The 20,653-nt window shown below is 74.2% G+C and carries 20 protein-coding genes; 10 read left to right on the top strand and 10 right to left on the bottom strand.

What is annotated here, in order from left to right:
- Positions 1–38: 38 nt before the first annotated feature.
- Positions 39–1,316, bottom strand: coding sequence for a Gfo/Idh/MocA family protein (locus PED38_RS07640; RefSeq protein ID WP_270980662.1), 1,278 nt, complete (start codon positions 1,314–1,316; stop codon positions 39–41).
- Between the two features lie 259 nt (positions 1,317–1,575).
- Here PED38_RS07640 and PED38_RS07635 point away from each other — a divergent pair, with 259 nt between their 5' ends.
- From PED38_RS07635 to PED38_RS07600, 8 genes are all read left to right on the top strand, one after another.
- Positions 1,576–2,832, top strand: coding sequence for an ABC transporter substrate-binding protein (locus PED38_RS07635; RefSeq protein ID WP_270980660.1), 1,257 nt, complete (start codon positions 1,576–1,578; stop codon positions 2,830–2,832).
- Between the two features lie 6 nt (positions 2,833–2,838).
- Positions 2,839–3,783, top strand: coding sequence for a carbohydrate ABC transporter permease (locus PED38_RS07630; protein ID WP_270980659.1), 945 nt, complete (start codon positions 2,839–2,841; stop codon positions 3,781–3,783).
- A 1-nt stretch (position 3,784) separates the two neighbouring features.
- On the top strand, positions 3,785–4,720 hold the full coding sequence (locus PED38_RS07625) for a carbohydrate ABC transporter permease (protein WP_217491898.1): 936 nt from the start codon (positions 3,785–3,787) through the stop codon (positions 4,718–4,720).
- A gap of 85 nt (positions 4,721–4,805) precedes the next feature.
- Entirely contained in the window at positions 4,806–5,606 is an 801-nt protein-coding gene (locus PED38_RS07620) for an NAD-dependent epimerase/dehydratase family protein (RefSeq protein ID WP_270980658.1), read from the top strand.
- Positions 5,607–5,762: 156 nt separating this feature from the next.
- A complete protein-coding gene (locus tag PED38_RS07615) occupies positions 5,763–6,731 on the top strand; it encodes a phosphate/phosphite/phosphonate ABC transporter substrate-binding protein (protein ID WP_270980657.1) in 969 nt (322 codons plus the stop codon).
- Positions 6,732–6,752: 21 nt separating this feature from the next.
- Positions 6,753–7,607 carry a phosphonate ABC transporter ATP-binding protein gene (phnC, locus tag PED38_RS07610; RefSeq protein WP_270980655.1) on the top strand — a complete coding sequence of 285 codons (855 nt, stop codon included), beginning with the start codon at positions 6,753–6,755 and terminating at the stop codon, positions 7,605–7,607.
- Complete coding sequence (locus tag PED38_RS07605; RefSeq protein WP_270980653.1) at positions 7,604–9,352, top strand: PhnE/PtxC family ABC transporter permease; 1,749 nt, start codon at positions 7,604–7,606, stop codon at positions 9,350–9,352. Before phnC ends, PED38_RS07605 begins: the two co-directional genes overlap by 4 nt.
- Positions 9,349–10,245 (top strand): oxidoreductase, encoded by an 897-nt coding sequence (locus PED38_RS07600; RefSeq protein WP_270980651.1) that lies wholly within the window; start codon positions 9,349–9,351, stop codon positions 10,243–10,245. Before PED38_RS07605 ends, PED38_RS07600 begins: the two co-directional genes overlap by 4 nt.
- 21 nt (positions 10,246–10,266) lie before the next feature.
- On the opposite strand, the gene PED38_RS07595 is transcribed toward PED38_RS07600, so the two are convergent.
- Genes PED38_RS07595 through phnG form a run of 9 tightly spaced genes read right to left on the bottom strand, consistent with a single transcriptional unit; the run spans position 10,267 to position 18,312 of the window.
- Positions 10,267–10,884, bottom strand: a complete 618-nt coding sequence (locus PED38_RS07595; RefSeq protein ID WP_270980649.1) for a DapH/DapD/GlmU-related protein — start codon at positions 10,882–10,884, stop codon at positions 10,267–10,269.
- Positions 10,881–11,534 (bottom strand): phosphonate metabolism protein/1,5-bisphosphokinase (PRPP-forming) PhnN, encoded by a 654-nt coding sequence (phnN, locus tag PED38_RS07590; protein ID WP_270980646.1) that lies wholly within the window; start codon positions 11,532–11,534, stop codon positions 10,881–10,883. The genes PED38_RS07595 and phnN overlap by 4 nt, the downstream gene beginning before the upstream one ends.
- Positions 11,531–13,516 (bottom strand): alpha-D-ribose 1-methylphosphonate 5-triphosphate diphosphatase, encoded by a 1,986-nt coding sequence (locus PED38_RS07585; protein ID WP_270980645.1) that lies wholly within the window; start codon positions 13,514–13,516, stop codon positions 11,531–11,533. The genes phnN and PED38_RS07585 overlap by 4 nt, the downstream gene beginning before the upstream one ends.
- Complete coding sequence (gene phnL / locus PED38_RS07580) at positions 13,513–14,301, bottom strand: phosphonate C-P lyase system protein PhnL (protein WP_270980643.1); 789 nt, start codon at positions 14,299–14,301, stop codon at positions 13,513–13,515. The genes PED38_RS07585 and phnL overlap by 4 nt, the downstream gene beginning before the upstream one ends.
- A gap of 8 nt (positions 14,302–14,309) precedes the next feature.
- Positions 14,310–15,092, bottom strand: coding sequence for a phosphonate C-P lyase system protein PhnK (phnK, locus tag PED38_RS07575; RefSeq protein WP_063070431.1), 783 nt, complete (start codon positions 15,090–15,092; stop codon positions 14,310–14,312).
- Positions 15,089–15,967, bottom strand: coding sequence for an alpha-D-ribose 1-methylphosphonate 5-phosphate C-P-lyase PhnJ (locus PED38_RS07570; RefSeq protein WP_270980642.1), 879 nt, complete (start codon positions 15,965–15,967; stop codon positions 15,089–15,091). The genes phnK and PED38_RS07570 overlap by 4 nt, the downstream gene beginning before the upstream one ends.
- Positions 15,964–17,160: a carbon-phosphorus lyase complex subunit PhnI gene (locus PED38_RS07565; RefSeq protein ID WP_270980641.1), complete on the bottom strand. Its 1,197-nt coding sequence runs from the start codon at positions 17,158–17,160 to the stop codon at positions 15,964–15,966. The genes PED38_RS07570 and PED38_RS07565 overlap by 4 nt, the downstream gene beginning before the upstream one ends.
- Position 17,161: 1 nt before the next feature.
- On the bottom strand, positions 17,162–17,824 hold the full coding sequence (phnH, locus tag PED38_RS07560) for a phosphonate C-P lyase system protein PhnH (RefSeq protein ID WP_063070428.1): 663 nt from the start codon (positions 17,822–17,824) through the stop codon (positions 17,162–17,164).
- A complete protein-coding gene (phnG, locus tag PED38_RS07555) occupies positions 17,821–18,312 on the bottom strand; it encodes a phosphonate C-P lyase system protein PhnG (protein WP_063070427.1) in 492 nt (163 codons plus the stop codon). The genes phnH and phnG overlap by 4 nt, the downstream gene beginning before the upstream one ends.
- Before the next feature lie 204 nt (positions 18,313–18,516).
- On the opposite strand from phnG, the gene phnF reads away from it, so the two are divergent.
- Positions 18,517–19,254 carry a phosphonate metabolism transcriptional regulator PhnF gene (gene phnF / locus PED38_RS07550; protein ID WP_270980639.1) on the top strand — a complete coding sequence of 246 codons (738 nt, stop codon included), beginning with the start codon at positions 18,517–18,519 and terminating at the stop codon, positions 19,252–19,254.
- Between the two features lie 39 nt (positions 19,255–19,293).
- Positions 19,294–20,604 carry an MFS transporter gene (locus PED38_RS07545; protein WP_254654431.1) on the top strand — a complete coding sequence of 437 codons (1,311 nt, stop codon included), beginning with the start codon at positions 19,294–19,296 and terminating at the stop codon, positions 20,602–20,604.
- Positions 20,605–20,653 lie beyond the last annotated feature (49 nt).

Below are 20,653 nucleotides of genomic sequence, written 5' to 3'. Positions count from 1 at the left end.
CTGCCCGACCGGGTCCCGGCGACCCGACGTCGCGCCGGTCAGCGGGATCCTGCTGCGATCCTATCCGCGGAGCCGGCCGGGGCCGTGGTCGGCAGGTCGGCCGGGGCGTCGCCGAAGTCGCGGACGTCGAGGCGCTCCCCGCCCTGCAGCGCGGAGCGATGGGCGACGATGCCGGGCATCGTGTAGCGCGCGGCGACCCAGGCGTTCACGGGCGGCAGGGTGCGGTCGACGACCGCGCGCACGAAGTCGTCCACGAGGAAGTGGTGGCTGCCCTCGTGCCCGCTCGGGACGCCGTGGAACACCGCGGGCAGCCGGTCCTCGTCGTGCACGGGCGCGTATCCGGAGACGAACGCCTCGCGGAGCTCGGGCGCCACGTGCGCGAGCGACGGGTCGTCGAGCGACATGCTCGGCTGCGTCGTGAGCTCCTCGGAGATGTCGGTGACGTCGTGCTTGTCCTGCCAGACGCTCACCGTGGCGATCTGCTCGAGGCTCGCCTCCGTGCCGAAGTAGCGGAAGCGCGACTCGCGGATCTGCGACGGGTACCCGACGCGGCGCATCTCGTTGATGCGCATGATGCCGCCGTTGTCGAGCTCGAACAGCGCGGTCGCGTTCGAGAAGTCGTTGTCGAACTGGCTGACCTCGCGGTCGAACACCCCGTCGCCGCGGTCGTCGCGCACGCCGATGCAGCTGACGCTCACGGCGTGGCCGGGGATCGCGCCGAGCACGCCGCCGATCGAGTGCGTCGGGTAGTGCATGGGCGGGTAGCTCGCCGTGCGCTTCCAGTCCTCGCCGCCGCTGTACTGGTACGCGGCGTAGAAGCCGAGGTCCATGTCGTGGACGTAGTCGCCCTCGGCGTAGAAGATCCGGCCGAACGCGCCCTCGGCGACCTTCTTCCGGGCGAAGACCGTGGCGGGGTTGTAGTAGCTCGTCTCGCCCATCATGTAGGTGAGGCCCGTCTCGCGGACGGCCTCGATGATGTCGGCGATCTCCTCCTCGGAGACCGCCATCGGCACGGCCGAGTAGACGTGCTTGCCGGCGCGGAGGGCGCGGACGACGAGCGGCCCGTGCGTCCAGCGCTGCGTGAACAGCGCGACCGCGTCGACGTCGGTCTCGAGGAGGGCGTCGAAGGAGTCGACGGCGCCGTCGAGCCCTTCGCGGGTGACGAGCTCCTCCGCGCGCTCGGGGAGCAGGTCCGTGACGAGGACCCGATCGACGTCGGGGTGGATCTTGAAGAGGGCGGCGAACTGGCCGGCGAACTGTCCGGCGCCGACGATCCCGAGGGAGAGCATGGCTGGCCTTTCGATGGTGAGCGTCATCGCTCAGCGGGTGCGGCAGCGTCGTCGCGACGAGGCCGGGGCATCGTCGTCGGCGCTGTGCCGTGAAGTCTGGCATGCGCGATCTACTCGTGACAACCCTCTGCGTGAGCGCCGGGGATGCCCGGAATGCGGACCCGTTGCGAAACCTTGCCCTGCGATAGCTACACGTGTAGATTCACGCCCACCGACCGGCGACGCCGCGGCTCACCGACGAGCCGCTCCCCTCGCGCCGTCGGTCAGCAGCCACGAAGGGCCGACGATGAAGTCACGAATCCTGCGCACCGGCGCACTCCTCACCACGGTGGTCGCCTCCGCCGCCCTGCTCACCGGATGCGCGGGCGGCGCCGGCTCCGACGGCGCCATCCAGATGCAGACCGGCTTCGCCCAGGGCACCGACCAGCTGAAGACCCTCACGACCCTGACCGAGGCGTACGAGCAGGCGAACCCGGAGGTGAAGATCGACCTGATCCCCTCGAGCACGCAGTACGAGCAGGACCTCAAGGTGAAGCTCGCCTCCCGCGACGTGCCGGACATCTGGATGACGCACGGCTGGTCGCGTGACCGCTACGCCCAGTTCCTCGCGCCGCTTCAGGACGAGCCGTGGGCCGCGAAGGTGAACCCGCAGCTCGACGCGGCCATGCGCGACGGGTCGGGGGCCATCTACGCGCTCCCGGTCGACACCGACATCGCCGGGGTGCTCTACAACGCCGACGTGCTCCGCGACGCGGGCGTCGACCCGGCCTCGCTCACCACCTGGGACGCGTTCGACGCGGCGGCGGCGAGGATCCACGCGAAGGGCACGACCGTGGTGCAGGTGAGCGGCAAGGCCAACGGCCCGGCCGGCAACCTCGTCGACTGGATCGCGCCCGGCCAGTACACCGACGCCCAGCTCGAGGGCCTCTCGTCCGGCACCTTCGACGACGCCCCCTACGCGAAGGTGCTCGACCGGATCGCCGGCTGGGTCGACGCCGGCTACGTGAACCCCGACTACTCCTCCGCCACGCAGGACGACATGTCGAAGGCGCTCGGCGCCGGCCGGGCGGCGTTCGTCTTCCAGCAGAACTCGGTCGCGAACAACGCGCTCCGCACCTCGCCCGACGCGTCGCTCGGCTTCATGCCCGTGCCGAGCTCCACGGGCGACCCGTACCTCATCGGCGGCGAGATGAACGCGTTCGGCGTCTCCAAGACCAGCGCGCACCTCGACCAGGCGAAGGCGTTCCTCGCCTACCTCGCCGAGCCGGGGAACGACGCCGAGCTCGCGGCGGCGGGCGGGTCCGCGCCCGGGCTCACCGACGCCGCCAGCGACCTCGGCCCGCTCCAGGGCAGCTACGACGCCTGGGTCACCCAGGCCAAGACGCCGCTCGTGCCGTACTTCGACCGCGTCCACCTGCCCAACGGCATGTGGAACACGCTCGTGACCACGACGGACTCCGTCATCACGGGCCAGTCCGACGTCCCGAAGGCCGTGGTGCAGGTGGAGCAGGACTTCACCAGCCTCCACGGCCAGGGGAAGTAGCGCCCGATGGCGACCACCCCCGTCGTGCCGCCGCTCGGGCGCCGGCGATCCGCGGGCCCGGTGCGCAGGCGCCGGGCCGGCGGGTCGGCCACCCGTCCGGGCATCAACCTCATGTACCTGCCCGCGGTCGTGCTGCTCGGCGCGTTCACCGCCTACCCGCTCGTGCGCGGCGTGATGCTCTCGTTCCAGAACTGGGACGGCTACTCGCCGACCATGACCTTCACGGGCCTCGACAACTACGCGCGCCTCCTCACCGACGACGTGTTCCGCAGCTCGCTCCTCAACACGTTCGCCTACGGGTTCGGATCCACCATCGTGCAGCAGGTGCTGGGCCTCGGGCTGGCGCTCGCGCTCGACCAGGCGATCCGGGGGCGCATGGCGATGCGCGCGATCATCTACCTGCCCGTGCTCGTCTCGCCCGTGATCATGGGCACGATGTACTACCTGCTCTTCCAGTACAACGAGGGCACGCTCAACGACGTGGTCCTCGCGTTCGGCGGGGAGCGGCAGGCGTGGCTCTCCGACGCGGGAACCTCGGTCGCCATCGTCGTGCTCGTCAACTCGCTGCAGTTCGTCGGGGTCTCGATGATCATCTACCTGGCCGGCCTGCAGTCCATCCCCGCGATGTACCACGAGGCCGCGATGCTCGACGGGGCCGGCGGGTGGAAGCGCTTCGTGCACGTGACGCTGCCGCTGCTGCAGCCCGCGTTCGCGACGAGCATCGTGCTCAACCTCATCGGCGGACTGAAGCTCTTCGACGTGATCCAGGTGCTCACCGGCGGCGGGCCCGGCTACTCCACCAACTCGGTGTCGACCCTCATCGGCAAGGCGTACTTCGACAACCAGAGCGCGGGCTACGCGTCCGCGATGGGCGTCGCCCTGTTCGCCGTGATCGTCGTCTTCACGCTGGTGCTCAACACCGTCCTCAACCGCCGCCGACTGGAGGCATGACATGACCGCCCTCGACACCACCCGGCCGGACGCACCCGCCCGGATCCCCGAGCCGGACGACGCGGCGGAGGCGCCGCGCGACGCCGCCCGCTCCCGCACGGCCGGCAGCCGCACCCCGCGCCAGCGCCTCGCGACGGTCGCGCTCGGCACGGCGCTCGCGCTCATGTGCGCGGTGCAGCTGCTGCCGTTCTGGATCGCCGTCACCACGGCCCTCCGCTCGCCCGGGGATCCGGCCGCGCAGCTCGCGCTCCCGCTCGACCGGCTGACGGGCGACGCGTTCGTCACGGCGGCCCGCGACGGCGGCATCCTCCGCGCCATCGGCAACAGCGCGATCGTGACCGTGGCGTCCACGGCCATCACGTGCGTGCTGGGGGCGCTCGCCGCCTACCCGCTCGCCCGCCGCGCGACCGCGCTCAACCGGCTGGTGTTCGCGTGCATCGTGGCGCTGATCATGGTGCCGCCGCTCAGCATCCTCGTGCCGCTGTACTCGTTCCTCACGCAGCTCGGCGCGACGAACACCTACTGGGGCGTGATCCTCGTGATGGTGACCACGCAGCTGCCGCTCGCGATCTTCCTCTACAGCGCGTTCATCCGGTCGATCCCGGAGTCGCTCGAGGAGGCCGCCGCGCTCGACGGGGCCTCCACGCTGCAGGTGTTCCTGCGGGTGGTGCTGCCGCTGCTGAAGCCGGTGACGGCGACCGTGGTGATCCTCACGAGCGTCGCCGTGTGGAACGAGTTCGCGCTCTCCGGCTACCTGCTCACCGACCCGGCGGTGCGGACCATCGCGCCCGCCATCGCGGCGTTCTTCGGGCAGCAGAGCAGCGACCTCGGGGCGGCCGCGGCGGCCTCGCTCATGGCCGTGGTGCCCGTGCTCGTGGCGTACCTCTTCCTCCAGCGGTTCTTCATCAAGGGGATGGTGGCCGGCGCGGAGAAGTGACGCCGCCCTCCCCGCGCGGCCGGCCTCCCGCCAGGATGGGGGGACGGCCGCGGCGGCCGACGCGTCGACGACGAGGGGATCCGACATGGCCACGATCACGATCACGGGAGGATCCGGGCGCATCGCCACGAGCATCCGCCCGCTCCTCCTCGCGGCCGGGCACGAGCTGCGGCTGCTCGACGTGGTGGCGCCGCCGACGCCGCTCGCCGACGGGGAGACGTCGGCGATCGTCGACACGACCGACGTCGACGCGTGCACGGAGGCGTTCCGCGGATCCGACCTCGTGGTGCACCTCGCGGCGCACGCGGCCGAGCGGCCGTGGGAGGCGATCCAGGCCGTGAACAACGACGGCGCGCACGCCGTGCACGAGGCGGTGGTGCGGGCGGGGGTGCCGCGGATCCTCGCGGCCAGCTCCATCCACGCGGTCGGCTTCCTACCCGCGACCGAGGCCGCGCGCGAGGACGTGCCCGCGCCCCGACCCGACACCTTCTACGGCCTGAGCAAGGTGCTGCTCGAGGGGCTCGGCGGCCTCTACGCCGACCGGCACGGGCACATCGTGGTGAGCGTGCGGATCATGACGGCCGAGCCCGAGCCGTCGCAGGCACGCAGCATCTCCACCTGGCTCTCCGCGGCCGACGCCGTGCGGCTCGTGGAGGCGGTGCTGCACCTCGACGAGCCCGGCCACCGGATCGTGTGGGGCGTCTCGCGGAACACGCGCCGCTGGGTCTCGCTCGCCGCGGGCGAGGCGATCGGCTACCACCCCGAGGACGACGCCGAGGTCTTCGCCCACCGCTTCCCGGAGCTCGGCGCGGACACCGCGCCGCCCGCGGGCGTGCTGCTCGGCTCGATCTTCACGGAGGTGGAGCTGGGCTCCGACATGGGCTGAGGGTGCGCGCTCCGGAGGAGATGTCTGCTCTTCCGGACACGTTCACGGTCGCGCCACCTGAGCGGCACGCCGCTCCCCTCGCGTGTTCCTAGAGTCGGCTCCGACCCGTGGCCTCCCCCATCTCCGCCCGCGGGTCCCGACTCGAGAGGCACGTCCATGTCCCTGTCCCCCCGCACCCGCGTCGGAGCCCTCGCGGCCTCCGCCCTCGTCGCCGCCCTCGCGCTCACCGGCTGCTCCGCCGGCGGCTCCGACTCGTCCGGACCCGCCGACTCGTCGGGCACCTGGGCCAAGTCCGAGGGCACCCTCGTCTTCGGCGCCACGCCCGACCAGGCCGGCTCCGACTCGAACAACAAGCCGCTCGAGGACTACATCGCCAAGGAGACCGGCCTCAAGGTCGAGTACTACCCCACCGCCGACTACACCGCGCTCATCGCGGCCGCCGTCGCCGGCAAGATCGACATGATGAGCTCGGGCGCCCTGCAGTACGTCATGGCCTCGAACAAGGGCGCCGAGATCGAGCCGGTCGCCGCGATGCTCACCTCGAAGAGCGTCACGGACCCCGGCTACTACTCCGAGGCGATCGTGCCGAAGGGCTCCTCCATCACCGATCTCTCGGGTGCCAAGGGCAAGACCGTGTGCTTCGTCGACCCGAACTCGACCTCCGGCTTCCTCTTCGGCCTCAAGCAGCTGCAGAAGGCCGGCCTCGACGTCACGAGCACGGGCGCCGACGCCAACGGCAACCCGCAGTTCGCGGACTTCACGCCCTACTTCGCGGGTGCCCACGACAAGTCCGCGCAGGCGGTCGCGTCCGGCCAGTGCGACGTCGGGTTCGCCGAGGACTCGATCGTCGAGCCCGAGGCGGCCGCCGGGAAGCTGACCGTCGTCGGCAAGGAGTACGTGCCCGGCGGGCCGCTCTCCATCTCCTCGGCGCTGCCCGCCGACGTGAAGGCGAAGCTCACCACGGCGCTCCAGGGCGCCACGATCGACGCGATCAAGGCCTCCGGCGTGCCGATGACCGACGGCTTCGCGAAGGGCTACTTCGGCGCCCAGCCGGAGGACGTCTCGTACTACTCGGGCATCGCGGAGCTCTGCGACTCCATCGCCGCCGCCAAGTGCGCGAAGTGACGCGGACGGACTGAATCGACCATGACCGGCACGACGACCTCCCCGCTCATCTCCGTCTCCGCGGTCACCAAGGACTTCGGCGGCACGCGGGCGCTCCACGATGTCGACCTGACGGTCGAGCGCGGGGAGGTCGTCGTGCTCCTCGGCCTGTCCGGCTCGGGCAAGTCGACCCTCCTCCGGCACCTGGACGGCCTCGAGCTGCCGACCGCCGGCAGCGTCCGCGTCTTCGACCAGGACGTCGCCGCCCTCGGCCGGCAGGACCTCCGCGCCCTCCGCGGCCGGGTCGCGATGATCTTCCAGCAGTTCGAGCTCGTGCCCTCGCTCACGGTGCTCGAGAACGTGCTCACCGGCGCGCTCGGCCGCCTCCGCGGGCCGCGCCTCGGCATCTGGACCTACCCCCGCGCCGCGCGCACCGAGGCGCTCGGCCACCTCGACCGCGTGGGCCTGCTCGAGAAGGCCTACGAGCGGGCCGACCGGCTGTCCGGCGGGCAGCAGCAGCGCGTCGCCATCGCGCGGGCGCTCATGCAGCGGCCCGAGATCCTGCTCGCCGACGAGCCCGTCGCGAGCCTCGATCCCGAGTCCAGCGAGCAGGTGATGCGCCTCATCCGCGAGATCGCCGCCGACGACGGCCTCACGGTGGTGTGCAGCCTGCACCAGGTGGACCTCGCGCTCGGCTGGGGCGACCGCATCGTCGGGCTCCGCCACGGCGAGGTCGTGCTCGACACCCCCACGCGCGGCATCGGCAAGGCGCAGGTGATGGAGATCTACGGGCGCGTGGCGTCCACGACCTCCGCGCTGGCCGCGATCGCGACCGAGCTCGGAGACGTGATGCCGCTCGACGAGCCCGTCGGGGTGCGCGCGGACGGCAGCCGGTGACCGCGGTCGCCGAGCGCCCGGGTCAGGCGCCGCCCGGCGTCCGCCCGGACGTCGAGGAGCGCGCCCCGCGACGGCGGCCCGACCGGCAGAAGGCGCTCGCGCTGGTCGTGGTGCTCGCCCTGGTCGCGTTCGCGATCCACGCGCTGACGACGCTCGACTTCACCTGGTCGAACGTCCTCCGCAGCGTCGCCAACGCCGTCAAGGTCTTCTCGCGCATGGACCCGATCAGCTTCCCGCCGGCAGGGGACCTCGCGTACCTCATCGGGCTGACGCTCGGGATCGTCGTGCTCGGCACGCTCGTCGCCGCGCTCGTCTCCGTGCCGGTCGCCTACGCGTCGGCGCGCAACACCACCCCGGCGCCGTGGCTGCGCGTCGTCGGCCGCGCGATCGGCGTGGTGACGCGCGCGATCCCCGACGTGGTGCTCGCGCTGGCGTTCGCGCTGGCGTTCGCATTGGGGAGCCCGCTGCCCGGCATCCTCGCCATCGGGATCCACTCGATCGGCATGATCTCGAAGCTCTTCGCCGACGCCATCGAGCAGGTCGACGAGGGCCCGCAGCGCGCCATCCGCACCACGGGCGGCACGCGCGCGCAGGAGTTCTGGGCGGGCGTGTTCCCGCAGGTGCTGCCGTCGTGGATCGCCACGGTGCTGCACCGCTTCGACATCAACCTCCGCGGCTCCGCGATCCTCGGCTACGCCGGCGTGGGCGGGCTCGGCTACGCGATGAAGGTCGCGTTCGGCCAGTTCCCGGAGGGCTACGGCCGCGGGATCGGCATCGCGCTCGTCATCTTCGCGCTGTGCGTGCTGCTGGAGGTCGTGTCGTCGTCCATCCGCCGGAGCGCGCTGGGCGTGCGGCCCGCCGGGCGCGGGCTGGGCGACCGGATCGTGCGGCGCCTCACGCGCGACCGCGCCCTGCCCGACCGCGCCGGGAGCGCCGGCACCGCGCGCGCCGTGACCGTCGAGTCGATGCAGCGGCGGCCGTGGACGGCCGACCGGGTGCGCACGGCGGCGTGGTCGGCGCTCGCCGTGGTGGTCGTGGTCGGCGGCTACCTCATGGCCGACATCGACCTCGGCCAGGTCACGTGGGAGTACGTCGTCCCCACCCTCCAGAGCTTCTGGCCGCCGAGCACCGGATCGCACACGTTCGGCGAGTTCGCCGAGGCGCTGCTGGTGACGATCCAGGTGGCGTTCGCCGCGGCGCTGCTCTCGGTCGTGCTCGCGCTCGTCGTCGGATCCCTCGCCGCCCGCAACGTGGCGCCGAGCCCCGCCGTGCGGAACGCGGCGCGCGGCGTGCTCGTCGTGTTCCGCGGGGTGCCCGAGCTGGTGCTCGCGATCCTGCTCATCATGATCACGGGGCTCGGCAACCAGGCCGGCGTCGTGGCGCTGGCGTTCGGCGGCGTGGGGCTCCTCGGCAAGCTCATCGCCGACTCCTTCGAGGAGGTGGGCGCCGGTCCCGAGCGCGCCCTCACCGCGGTGGGCGCGACCCGGGGGCAGCGCTTCCTGTCGGCCACCTGGCCGCAGGGGCTGCCGTCGCTCGTCGGCAACTCGCTCTACCTCGTGGACACGAACATCCGGGCGGCCACGATCCTCGGCATCGTCGGCGGCAGCGGGATCGGGTTCCACCTGACGAACGCCTCCTCCGTGATGACGCTGCACGGGCAGGTGACGACGCTCGTCGCGATGGTGTTCGTGAGCGTGCTCGCGGTCGAGGCGCTCGCCGCCTGGCTGCGCCGCGTCTTCCGGTGACGCCCGTCCGGCCCGCCGTCGCCGTGGTCGGCCCGGGCGCGATCGGCACGTCCGTCGCCGCCGCGCTGCACGAGGCGGGGGTGCCCGTGCTCCTCTGCGGTCGGACGGCGCGCGAGCGGCTCGAGCTGCGCACGCCGGACGGGACGACGATCGTGGTGCCGGGGCCCGTGCGCACGGATCCGGCCGGCGTCACCGCGCCCGTCGACCTCGTGCTCCTCGCGGTGAAGGCCACGCAGATCGAGGCGGCGGCGCCGTGGCTCCGGGCGCTCTGCCACGCGGGCACGGTGGTCGTCGTGCTGCAGAACGGGGTCGAGCAGGTGGCGGACGTCGCGCCGCACGTCCCGGGCTGCCCGGTGGTGCCCGCGGTGGTGTGGTTCCCCGCGGAGGCGCAGGCGGACGGATCCGTGCTGCTCCGCGGCACCCCGCGCCTCACGTTGCCCGACGTGCCGGCATCCCGCGTCGCCGTCGAGGCGCTCGCGGGCAGCCGGTGCCGGGTCGACCTGGCGGCCGACTTCACCACGGCCGCCTGGCGGAAGCTCGTGCAGAACGCGGTCGCGGGGATCATGGCCGCCACCGGACGGCGGGCCGGCGTGTTCCGGCGGGACGACGTCGCGACGCTCGCCCGGGCCTACGCGCGGGAGTGCCTGGAGGTCGCGCGCGCGGAGGGCGCCCACCTCGACGACGGGGTGGCCGACCGGATCGTCGACGACTTCGCCCAGGCGCCCGCCGACCAGGGCACCTCGATCCTCGCGGACCGGGACGCCGGACGACCGCTCGAGTGGCAGGCGCGCAACGGGGTCGTCCTCCGACGGGGCCGGGCGCACGGCCTGCCGGTGCCCATCGGCGCCGTGCTCGTGCCGCTGCTGGCGGCGGCGAGCGACGGGCCCGGCTGAGCCCGCGCCCGCCGCGACGCGTCAGCCCTCGTGCCGCTCCAGGAACGCCTCCGTCGGCAGGGCCCGGAAGTCGGCGAGCCGGGCGCGGAGGGTCGCGTGGTCCCAGTCCCACCAGGCGAGCCGCTGCAGGCGCGCGGCGATCTCCGGCGGCTGGCGATAGCGGATCACCGTGGCGGGTACGCCCGCGACGATGGCGTAGTCCGGCACGTCGCGCGTGACGACGGCGCCGGACGCCACGACCGCGCCGTCCCCGACGCGCACGCCCGGCTTGATCATGGCGCCGTGCCCGATCCACGTGTCGTGCCCGATGGAGGTGCGGCGGGAGCGACGGTGCGCGAAGAACTCGGCGTCGTCCTCCACGTCGTCCCAGTACATGGTGCTGCGGTACATGAAGTGGTGCAGCGTGGCCCGGTCGAGCGGGTGGTCGGTGGCGCCGATCCGCACCGCGCTCGCGATGTTCGCGAAGCGGCCCACGTCGACGTGCGCGAAGTCGCACAGCCGGTCGCAGTAGCTGTAGTCGCCGATCACGGTGTCGAGCAGGCGCGTGCTCGCGCCGATCTCCGTCCAGCGGCCGAGCTCGCCGCCGGTCATGGCGACGTCGGGGCCGATCACGGGCTCCTCGGTGAGCTTCGCGGTCATGGGGTCTCCGTTCCTCCGCGGGGCGCGGGGTCGAGGGGGCGGATCACGGGGGAGTCGGGGAGCGCGGAGGCGGCCAGGGCGGACGCGCGGGCCGCCCGGATCGCGCGGAGCAGGGCCTCGCCGCCCTCGGCGACCGTGCCGTGGTTCCGCACCTCGTGGTCGGCCACCCGGTCGGGCGCGGGATCCCGGCGGGCGAGGCGCCGGGCGATGTCGTCGTCGGGCTCGCGGCCGCGCTCCCGGAGCCGGGCGGCGCGCACGTCCTCGGCCACCGTGATCCGCACCACGACCAGCCGGGCGTAGCGCGCCTGGAGCACGTCGAGCATGCTGCGGGAGACGTTCGCCACCACGGCGGCGCCCGCGCGGACGGCGTCGTCGGCCGTGGCGGGGATCCCGTAGGAGAGGCCGTGCGCGCGCCAGGTCACGGCGTACTCGCCGCGCGCGGCGGCCGCGGCGAACTCCTCGACGCCCACGGCGTCGAAGTCCTCGCCGGGCCCGGGCGGGCGGGTGATCGCGCGGCGGGGGAAGTGCGCGTCCGGTCCGCTCCGCGCGCGGGCGGCGGCGAGCAGCGCGTCCTTGCCGACGCCGCTCGCGCCGACGACGGCGACGAACGGTCCGGGGCCGAGGGGGATGCGGGCGGAGGCGTCGCTCACGACACCCGCGCTCCCCGGAGGAACACGCTCCGGACGACGGGCACGGTCCGCCCGCCGGGGTGCCGCTCGCTCGCGGGGGTGACGTGGCGGTGCACGCGCACGAGGTCGGCGCGCGCGCCCACGCGGATCGCCCCGCGGTCGTCGAGGCCGACGGCCCGCGCCGGGTCGCCGCTGACGAGCCGGACGCCGCGCGTGAGGGGCAGGATCCCGTCGGCGTCGAGCTGCACGACGGCCTGCAGCGGGCTCGCGGGCACGTAGTCGGAGGACAGCACGTCGAGCAGCCCGAGCGCGAGCAGCTCGGTCGCCGCCACGTTGCCCGACTGGCTGCCGCCGCGCACGATGTTCGGCGCGCCCATCACGATCAGCTGCCCGTGCTCGCGCGCGGCGCGGGCGGCGACCACGGTCGTCGGGAACTCGGAGATGCGCACGCCGAGCGCCGCGGACTCCTCGACGTGCGCGACGGTGGCGTCGTCGTGGGCCGCGAGCGTCACCCCGCGCGCGGTGGCGAGCTCGGCGATGGCCACGCGGTTGGGCGTCGAGTGCTCGGCGGCGACGGCCTGCAGCTCCTCCATCAGCGCGCCGATCCCGGCCGCCGACACGCGTCCCCGGCCCACCATGTACTTCGTGAACGCCTCGACGTCCGCGTACTGGCGCTGCCCGGGCGTGTGGTCCATGAGCGAGGCCAGGCGGACGGACGCGATGCGGTCGAACTCGCGGAACTCGGCGGCCGTGTCCGGCGCCGCGACCTCGCAGCGCAGGTGGATGAGGTGCTCCGCGCGCAGCAGCCCGGCGGTCCCCGCGTGCTCGATCGCCTCCGCGAGCGAGAGGGACAGGTGCGTGGCGTCGTCGCGACCTTCGAGGGTGCCGATGCGGATCGCGTCGAAGACCGTCGTGACGCCGGCGCCGCTCAGCTGGGCGTCGTGCGCGAGGACGGCGGGCACCGGATCCCAGCGCGTGCCCGGCCGGGGCTGCGCGTGCGACTCGAGGTGGTCGGTGTGCAGCTCGACGAGGCCGGGGATGAGCAGGTCGCCGTCGAGGTCGTCGCCGGTGCCGCCGGCCGCGCCGACCGCGCCGGCGGTGCCGGGGGAGACGTCGGCGACGAGGCCGTCGCGGATCAGGACGGATCCGTGCAGCACCTCGTCGTCGAGGACGATGCGGGCGTTGCGCAGGACGGTCTCGCGGCTCATCGGGGTCCTTCGGGGTCGGGCGCCGGGGCGGGGGGGGGGGGGGGGGGGGGGGGGGGGGGGGGGGCGGGGGGGGCGGGGAGCGAGCGGGGTGCGCAGCGGGTGCACCGCGTGCAGGCGGAAGGGCGCGCCGGGCGCGTCCTCGATCAGGACGGCGAGCGCGTCGATCGCGACCGGCCGGTCCGTGCCGTCGGCGAACCAGGCGGCGAGGGCCGCCTCGACGCGGGGGCGCGCGGCGGGCGGGATCCGGTCGGTGAGGGTCAGGTGGAAGCGGAACCGGTCGAGCACGTGCGGGTAGCCCCAGGTCGCGAGGAGCTCGCGCTGCCGCGGGCTGAGGGACGCCGGATCCCGGCGGGCCGTCTCCGCATCCGTCGGGGGAGCGCGGAACGCGTCGAGGCCCGTGACGACGTCGGCGGCGAGCGCGTCCAGCGTCGGCGTGGGACCGGTCGGCACGAGCGCGAGGAACCCGCCGAGCGACGCGACCCGGAGCCCGGGCAGCGCGACGCGGTCCCGGGCGCCCGCGAGGCCGGCCACCGCGGCGTCGAGCTCCGCGAGGTCGCGCCCGTCGGCGAGGCGGAAGGGCGCCTTGAGCGTGCCGTGGAAGCCGTAGCGGCGGGCGTCGACCGTGATCGCGTCCACCTCGGCCCGCGTCCACCCGGCGGGCGCGGCCGTGGCCGGGGCCGGGGACCCGCCCACGACGGACCGGCCGAGCCACGCCTCGGCGCGCTCCCGCAGGAGGATCCCGGTGGCGTCGTCCGAGCCGAAGCCCGGGATCGCGTAGACCGCGACGCGCGTCATCGCGCGGCCTCCGCGAGCGCGCCCGCCTCGAGCGCCGCCTCCGCGAGCGCCGGCACGAACGCCTCCACGTCCACGATCCGGTCGGCGACCGCCGCCCGTACCTCCGCGTCGTGGAAGATCCCGAGCATGCCGACGCCGGCGTCGCGCTTCTCGGCGATCAGCTCGACCACCACGTCGCGGTTCCGCGCGTCGAGGGACGCGGTCGGCTCGTCGAGGAGGAGCAGGGGCAGCTCGGGCAGGAACCCGCGCGCCACGTTCACGCGCTGCTGCTCGCCGCCGGAGAAGGTGGCGGGCGGCAGCGACCACAGCCGCTCCGGGATGGAGAGGCGCGTGAGCATCCGCGCCGCGCGGTCGCGGGCCTCCGCGGCATCCACCCCGCGCTCCACGAGCGGCTCGGCCACCACGTCGAGCGTGCCGACGCGCGGGACGCAGCGGAGGAACTGGCTCACGTAGCCGACGGCGTCGCGTCGCGCGGCGAGCACGGCCCGCGGTGCTGCCGTCACGATGTCCACCTCACCGCCGGGCCCGAGCACGAGGATCCGCCCGCGGTCGGCCTGGTAGTTGCCGTAGACGAGCTTCAGCACCGTGCTCTTGCCGGCGCCGGACGGGCCGCCGAGCACGACGCTCTCGCCGCGGCCGACGACGAAGGAGAGGCCGTCGAGGACGGCGAGTCGCTGCCCGCCCTGCAGATGCATCGTGAAGGTCTTGGCGACCCCGTCGACGGTGAGGACGGGGACGGGGACGGGCGCGGATCCGGGCGTGCTCCCGGCGGTGCTTCCGGTCATGGGGCGGATCATCCTTGCAGGATCGAGGAGACGAGCAGCTGGGTGTACGCGGCCTGCGGGTCGTCGAGCACCCGGTCGGTGAGGCCGGACTCGATGACGCGGCCGTCCTTCATCACGAGCGTGCGGTGCGAGATGAGGCGGGCGACCGCGAGGTCATGGGTGACGATGACGACCGCGAGGCCGAGCTCCGCCACGAGGCCGCGGATGAGGTCGAGCAGGCGGGCCTGCACGGAGACGTCGAGGCCGCTCGTCGGCTCGTCCATGAAGACGAGCCGCGGCGAGACGACGAGGTTCCGGGCGATCTGCAGCCGCTGCCGCATGCCGCCGGAGAACGTCGTCGGGTGGTCGTCGATGCGGTCGACGGGGATCTCCACGTGCCGCAGCCACTCGGCCGCCGTCTCGCGGATCCGCCCGTAGTTCCGCCACCCGTTCGTCATGAGCGGCTCGCCGACGTTGCCGCCCGCGCTCACGTGCATGCGCAGGCCGTCGGCCGGATCCTGGTGCACGAAGCCCCACTCGCTCCGCCAGAGCCGGCGCACCGCGCTCTCGGACAGGTCCGCCAGCTCCACCGTCTCACCGTCGGCCAGCCGATAGCGGATGCTGCCCTCGCTGAGCGCGAGCCGCTGGGACAGGGTGCCGAGCAGGGTCGACTTCCCGGATCCGGACTCGCCCACGACCGCGAGCACCTCGCCCGGCCAGAGGTCGAAGTCGACGTCGCGGCAGCCGTAGCGGTCGCCGTAGCGGTGGGCGGCCCCGCGGACCTCGAGCAGCGGTCGGTCGTCGTCGCTCACGCGAGCGCCTCCTCGTCGTGGGCGCGGGCGGCGTCGGCGGGGGCCGCCGTGCGCTCGCAGTGGTCGGTGTCGGAGCAGACGAACACGGACGCGCCGCGGTCGTCGGTGATGACCTCGTCGAGGTACACGCCGGTGGATCCGCAGATCGCGCACGGGTCGGCGAACGTCTGCGGCTCGAACGGGTGGTCCTCGAAGCCGAGGCTCTCCACGCGCGTGAACGGCGGCACGGCGTAGATGCGCTTCTCGCGGCCGGCGCCGAACAGCTGGAGCGCGGGGCTCATGTGCATCTTCGGGTTGTCGAACGACGGGATCGGCGACGGCGCCATGAGGTACCGGCCGTCGACCATCACGGGGTAGTCGTACGTCTTGGCGACGTGGCCGTAGCGCGCGATGTCCTCGTAGAGCTTCACGTACATCAGCCCGTACTCCTCGAGCGCGTGGAGGCGCCGGGTCTCCGTCTCGCGCGGCTCGAGGAAGCGCAGCGGCTCCGGCATGGGCACCTGGTAGACGACGACCTGGCCGTCGGCGAGCGGCGTCTCGGGGATCCGGTGCCGGGTCTGGATCACGGTGGCCTCGTCGGTGCGCGTGGTCGTGGCGGCCCCGGCGACGGACGCGAAGAACTGGCGGATGGAGACGGCGTTCGTGGTGTCGTCGGCGCCCTGGTCGATGACCTTCAGCACGTCGTCCTCGCCGATGATCGCGGCCGTGACCTGCACGCCGCCCGTGCCCCAGCCGCGCGGCATCGGGACCTCGCGGCTCGCGAACGGCACCTGGAACCCGGGGATCGCGACGGCCTTGAGGAGCGCGCGGCGGATCATGCGCTTGGTCTGCTCGTCGAGGTAGCCGAGGTTGTAGCCGATGAGGGAGGAGCTCATGCGCGGGCCCCCGGTCCGGCCGGGACGGCGGCGGCGGCGGTTGCGGCGGTGACGGTGTCCGCGTCGGCCGCGTCCGCATCCGCAGGACCCGCGCCGTCCGCGTGCCGCTCCTCCCACTCCCGCGCCAGCCGCCGCACGAGCGCGAGCTCCGCCTGGAAGTCCACGTAGTGCGGCAGCTTCAGGTGCTCGACGAAGCCCGTCGCCTGCACGTTGTCGCAGTGGCTGATCACGAACTCCTCGTCCTGCGCGGGGGCGGTCGCGCGCTCGCCGAGCTCGTCGGCCCGGAGCGCGCGGTCGACGAGCGCCATCGACATGGCCTTCCGCTCGCTCCGCCCGAAGGCGAGGCCGTAGCCGCGCGTGAACCGTGCCGGCTGGTCGGCGCTGCCCGTGAACTGGTTGACCATCTGGCACTCCGTGACCTCGATGCGCCCGAGCGGCACCGCGAATCCGAGCTCCGGCGCGTCGAGCTCCACCTCCACCTCGCCCACGCGAATCTCGCCCGCGAACGGGTGGGTCGTGCCGAAGCCGCGCTGGGTCGAGTAGCCGAGGCCGAGGAGGAACCCCTCGTCGCCGCGGGCCAGGGCCTGCAGGCGCTCGGCGCGCGTCATCGGGTACACGGTGGGCTCGCGCGTGATGTCGGCGGGCTCCTCGTCGTCCTGGCCGGGGTGGGAGTCGGGCTCGATGAGCGAGGTGGCGCCGAGCAGGTCGGCGACGCGCGGCATCGTGGCGCCCGCGCCCGCGCCCGCGCCCGCGCCCGCGCCCGCGTCCTCCGCGCGCGTCGAGACGTCGGCGGGCTCGGCGTCCGAGAACAGGCGGTGCGTGTAGTCGAAGGTGGCGCCGAGCTGCTGGCCGCCCGGCAGGTCCTTGAAGGTGGCGGACACGCGGCGCTGCGGCGGGAGACCGGCGGTGTCCACCGGCAGCGTGTAGCCGAAGCGCGGCAGCGTCGTGCGGTAGGAGCGCAGCAGGGTGACCGCCTCCAGCACGTCGCCCTGGGCCTGGAGGAGGGCGCGGGCGGCGAGCTCGGGATCGTGCAGCGAGCCCTCGGTCATCACGCGGGAGACGAGGACGCCGAGCTGGCCGGCGACCTGCCCGGCCTCGAGCGGACGGGATCCGGGAGCGCCCCGGCCCTCCTGGGCGAGCAGGGCGTGCGCGGCGGCGATGGCCCGCTCCCCGCCCTTGACGGCGACGTACATGTCAGGCCTCCGATCGGGGCTCGGCCGCCCGGAGGCGGGTGGTGCGGGGGAGCCCGGCGACGGATCCCGCATCGACGAGGAGCAGGTCGATGCCGCGCGGGAAGCAGGCGCCGTTCGCCCGCCAGGCGTCGAGGAACGCGTCGTCGGCCCAGGGGGCGTCGGCGACGGCGTGCCCGTCGATCCCGGGGCCCTCGGCGCGGATGCGGAGGGAGCCCGCGGCGCCGCGCACGTCGAGGAGGACGGTCGCGGAGCGGTGCGGCTCCTCGTCGGTGCCGGCGGCCAGCTCCGCGAGCGGGGGCAGCGACGCCGGGTCGGCGAGGACGAAGGCGGCGTCGGCGGGGTCGGCGACGATCCGCACGCCCGTGTGGAACGTGAGCCAGGACGTGACCTCGGCGTCGGCCGTGCGCCGCGGGTCGAGCCACAGCGCGGACTCCTCGTCGAGCACGGTGAGGGCGACGGCACCGAGTCCCGGGCCGAGGCCGGCGGGCGCCTCGGCGGGTCCGGTGAGCGGGTGGATCCTGGTCGGGTGCGCGAGCGCGTCGAGGAGCGCGCGGAAGGCGGCCTGCGCGCCGCGGGTCGCGTCGGCGAAGCCCGGAGCGGGGATGCCGGGCGCCGGGATGCCGGGCGCGGCAGTCCCGGGTGCGCGGCCCGCCACGGCGCTCACGCGTGCTCCCGGGCGACCGTGAAGAAGTCCACGAGCGTGCTGCGGGCCTCGGCGGCGCGCCTCGCGTCCGCCTCCGCCCGCTCGCGCTCGAGCGGCGCGACGACCTCCGCGAGCACGCGGTCGTGCAGCCCGGCGTCGAGGAGCATCCCGTCGAAGAGGGCGGCGAGGCGGGCGTGCTCGAGGTCGGATCCGAGGACATAGGAGCTGCCGAGGGCATCCGCCGCCATCGCGGGCCCGTGCAGCCGCAGGGTGGCGCGCGTGACCGTGGCCTCGCCGAGGTTGAAGCGCGCGCCCCCGGCGTCGACGCGGCCGCGGACCATGACGAGCCCGGCCTCCGGGCCGCGGATGTGCTGGACCTCGGGCTTGGGCTCCCACGCGGTCCACGCGGCGTCGAGCGCTCCCACGTCGGCGGCCGAGAGGACGCGCATCCAGCGTTGGCGGGCGGCGGCGTCCTCCCGTGCGGTCGTGCTGGTCGTGGTCGTCGTCATGGCCGCGATCCCTCCAAGTTGTCTGCTCATCTAGATAAGTGGACCCTAGCGGCGGAGGGGGAGCGGGAGCGCGCGCCCGCGCGACGAGCCGGTCGCGGGCAGGTGAACAGTGGGGAACGCGGGCGGCGGCGGAGAGCCCGGCGGTCCGGATCCGCGTCGGCGCGCCGATCCGGGGCCACGCGCCCCCGCTAGCATCGAGAGGACATGGCCACCCAGAGCAGATCCACGAGCGGGTACTCCGCCTGGCGGCTCATCGCGGAGGAGCTGCGCGCCGAGATCATGCAGGGCGTGGTGCCGGCCGGCGCGAAGCTCGCGTCGGAGAGCGAGCTCGCCGAGCGCTTCGAGGTGCACCGCCACACCGTGCGGCAGGCCGTCGCGGCCCTCGCGGCCGACGGGCTCGTCGTCTCGCGGCGGGGCAGCGGCACGTTCGTGACCGCGCACGACGTGATCGTCCACCGCATCGGCCTCCGCACGCGGCTCAGCGACAGCCTGGGCGGCCGCGGCTCCGCGTCCACGGGCGAGCTGCTCGAGTGGGCCGTGGAGGATCCGCCCGCCGACGTCGCCGAGCGCCTCGCCCTCGCCGGTCGCCCCGCCCTCCGCCTCGAGACGCTGCGGCTCGTCGAGGGCCGCCCGGTCGTCCGCGGCACCTCGTGGCTCGTGGACGAGCTCGTGCCCGGCATCGTCGACCGCTACGGGCCCGACGGGTCGATGACGAACGCCCTGCGCGCCGTCGGCGTCGACGACTACCTGCGCGCCACCACCACCGTGACCGGCCGGCTCGCGACGGCCGCCGAGTCCGCGGAGCTGCGGCTCGCGTCCGGCGCGGTCGTGCTCGTGGTCCGCGCGCTCAACACGCTGCCGGACGGCACGCCGCTGCTCCTCAACGTGACGCGGTTCGCGGCCGATCGCGTCGAGCTCGACGTGGAGCACGGCCGGTCGTAGGCGACGGGGAGGCCGCCGCGCACCGCGTATCCTGAGCGCATGCGCGGATTCCGTCGTGGCGGATCCGCGAGCACCCCCGAGCCCGGCGACGGCGGGATGCCCGACACGCGCGGCCCAGTCCGCGCCCCGCGCGCTCCCCGCGCTCCCCGCGCTCCCCGCGCTCCCCGCGCGAAGCTGCCGCGCGACGTGCTCGTCCTCGGCGTCATCGCGTTCTTCGTGATGGTCGGCTTCGGCGTGGTCGTGCCCGTGCTGCCCGTGTACGCGCGCAGCTTCGGGGTCGGCAGCTTCGAGATCGGCGCGGTCATCTCCGCGTTCGCGCTCATGCGGCTCGTGATGAGCCCGTTCGTGGCGCGGATCATGGACTGGACGGGCGAGCGCACCGTGCTCGCCATCGGCCTCGCGATCGTCGCCCTCTCCTCCGGCCTCGCGGGCCTCGCGCAGGACTACCTCCAGCTCCTGCTCCTCCGCGGCGCGGGCGGCATCGGGTCGGCCATGTTCTCGGTGGCGGCCATGACGCTGCTGCTCGGCTCGACGGATCCCACCCGCCGGGCCCGCGCGATCGGCTTCTACCAGGGCGGCTTCCTCATCGGCGGCATGGCCGGGCCCGCGCTCGGCGCCGTGCTCGCGACCGTCTCGCTCACCGCTCCCTTCTTCTTCTACGCGGCGACCCTCGCGGTCGCGAGCGTCATCGGCCTCCTGCTGCTGTCGAAGCGCACGGGCCCGGCGGATGCGACCGGCCCCGCCGAGCCGCCGCGGCCCTTCGCCGAGGTGCTCCGCGACACCCGCTACCGCGGCGCGCTGCTCGCCAACCTCGGCAACGGGTGGGCGTCGATGGGCGTCCGCAGCTCGCTGATCCCGCTGCTCGTCGTGGAGGTGATCCGCGCGCCCGCCGCCTCCACCGGCATCGCGTTCGCGTGCGCCGCCGTCGTGCAGGCCCTCGCGCTCGCGCCGGCCGCGCGCTTCGTCGACACGGTGGGCCGCCGGCCCGCGATCGTCGGCTCCTTCGCCGTCGCCGGCGTGCTGATGGTCGCGATCCCGTTCGCGCCGAACGTCATCGTGCTCACGATCCTGCTCTGCCTGTTCGGCGCGGCCGCGTCGTTCATGGGCACGGCACCGGGGGCCGCGGTGGGCGACGCCGCGGGCGGCCGCAGCGGCCGTCCCGTCGCTGTCTTCTCGATGGTCTCGGACCTCGGTGCCATCGTCGGCCCGCTCGTCGCGGGCTACCTCGCCGACGCCGTGTCGTTCCCCGTCGCCTTCGCGACCGGCGCCGTGCTGCTGCTCGCCGCCTCCGCGTACGCGCTGCTGCGCATGCCGCGGGACGAGCGCACGGCCGCGCCCGCCGCCGCCTGATCCGCGGCAGCCCGATCCGCCGCCATGCGATCCGAGTCCCTTCGATCCG

This window comes from Clavibacter sp. CT19 (genome assembly GCF_027858075.1).
GTDB classification, from domain to species: domain Bacteria; phylum Actinomycetota; class Actinomycetes; order Actinomycetales; family Microbacteriaceae; genus Clavibacter; species Clavibacter tessellarius_A.
This window is presented reverse-complemented; position numbering and strand designations above follow the sequence as displayed.

Coding starts and splice junctions, on each gene's coding strand:
- PED38_RS07615 (WP_270980657.1), top strand. CDS start 5,763: ATGTCCCTGTCCCCCCGCACCCGCGTCGGAGCCCTCGCGGCCTCCGCC.
- phnG (WP_063070427.1), bottom strand. CDS start 18,312: ATGACGACGACCACGACCAGCACGACCGCACGGGAGGACGCCGCCGCC.
- PED38_RS07635 (WP_270980660.1), top strand. CDS start 1,576: ATGAAGTCACGAATCCTGCGCACCGGCGCACTCCTCACCACGGTGGTC.
- PED38_RS07630 (WP_270980659.1), top strand. CDS start 2,839: ATGGCGACCACCCCCGTCGTGCCGCCGCTCGGGCGCCGGCGATCCGCG.
- phnL (WP_270980643.1), bottom strand. CDS start 14,301: ATGACCGGAAGCACCGCCGGGAGCACGCCCGGATCCGCGCCCGTCCCC.
- PED38_RS07545 (WP_254654431.1), top strand. CDS start 19,294: ATGCGCGGATTCCGTCGTGGCGGATCCGCGAGCACCCCCGAGCCCGGC.
- phnF (WP_270980639.1), top strand. CDS start 18,517: ATGGCCACCCAGAGCAGATCCACGAGCGGGTACTCCGCCTGGCGGCTC.
- PED38_RS07585 (WP_270980645.1), bottom strand. CDS start 13,516: ATGACGCGCGTCGCGGTCTACGCGATCCCGGGCTTCGGCTCGGACGAC.
- phnC (WP_270980655.1), top strand. CDS start 6,753: ATGACCGGCACGACGACCTCCCCGCTCATCTCCGTCTCCGCGGTCACC.
- PED38_RS07595 (WP_270980649.1), bottom strand. CDS start 10,884: ATGACCGCGAAGCTCACCGAGGAGCCCGTGATCGGCCCCGACGTCGCC.
- PED38_RS07565 (WP_270980641.1), bottom strand. CDS start 17,160: ATGTACGTCGCCGTCAAGGGCGGGGAGCGGGCCATCGCCGCCGCGCAC.
- PED38_RS07625 (WP_217491898.1), top strand. CDS start 3,785: ATGACCGCCCTCGACACCACCCGGCCGGACGCACCCGCCCGGATCCCC.
- PED38_RS07570 (WP_270980642.1), bottom strand. CDS start 15,967: ATGAGCTCCTCCCTCATCGGCTACAACCTCGGCTACCTCGACGAGCAG.
- PED38_RS07620 (WP_270980658.1), top strand. CDS start 4,806: ATGGCCACGATCACGATCACGGGAGGATCCGGGCGCATCGCCACGAGC.
- PED38_RS07640 (WP_270980662.1), bottom strand. CDS start 1,316: ATGACGCTCACCATCGAAAGGCCAGCCATGCTCTCCCTCGGGATCGTC.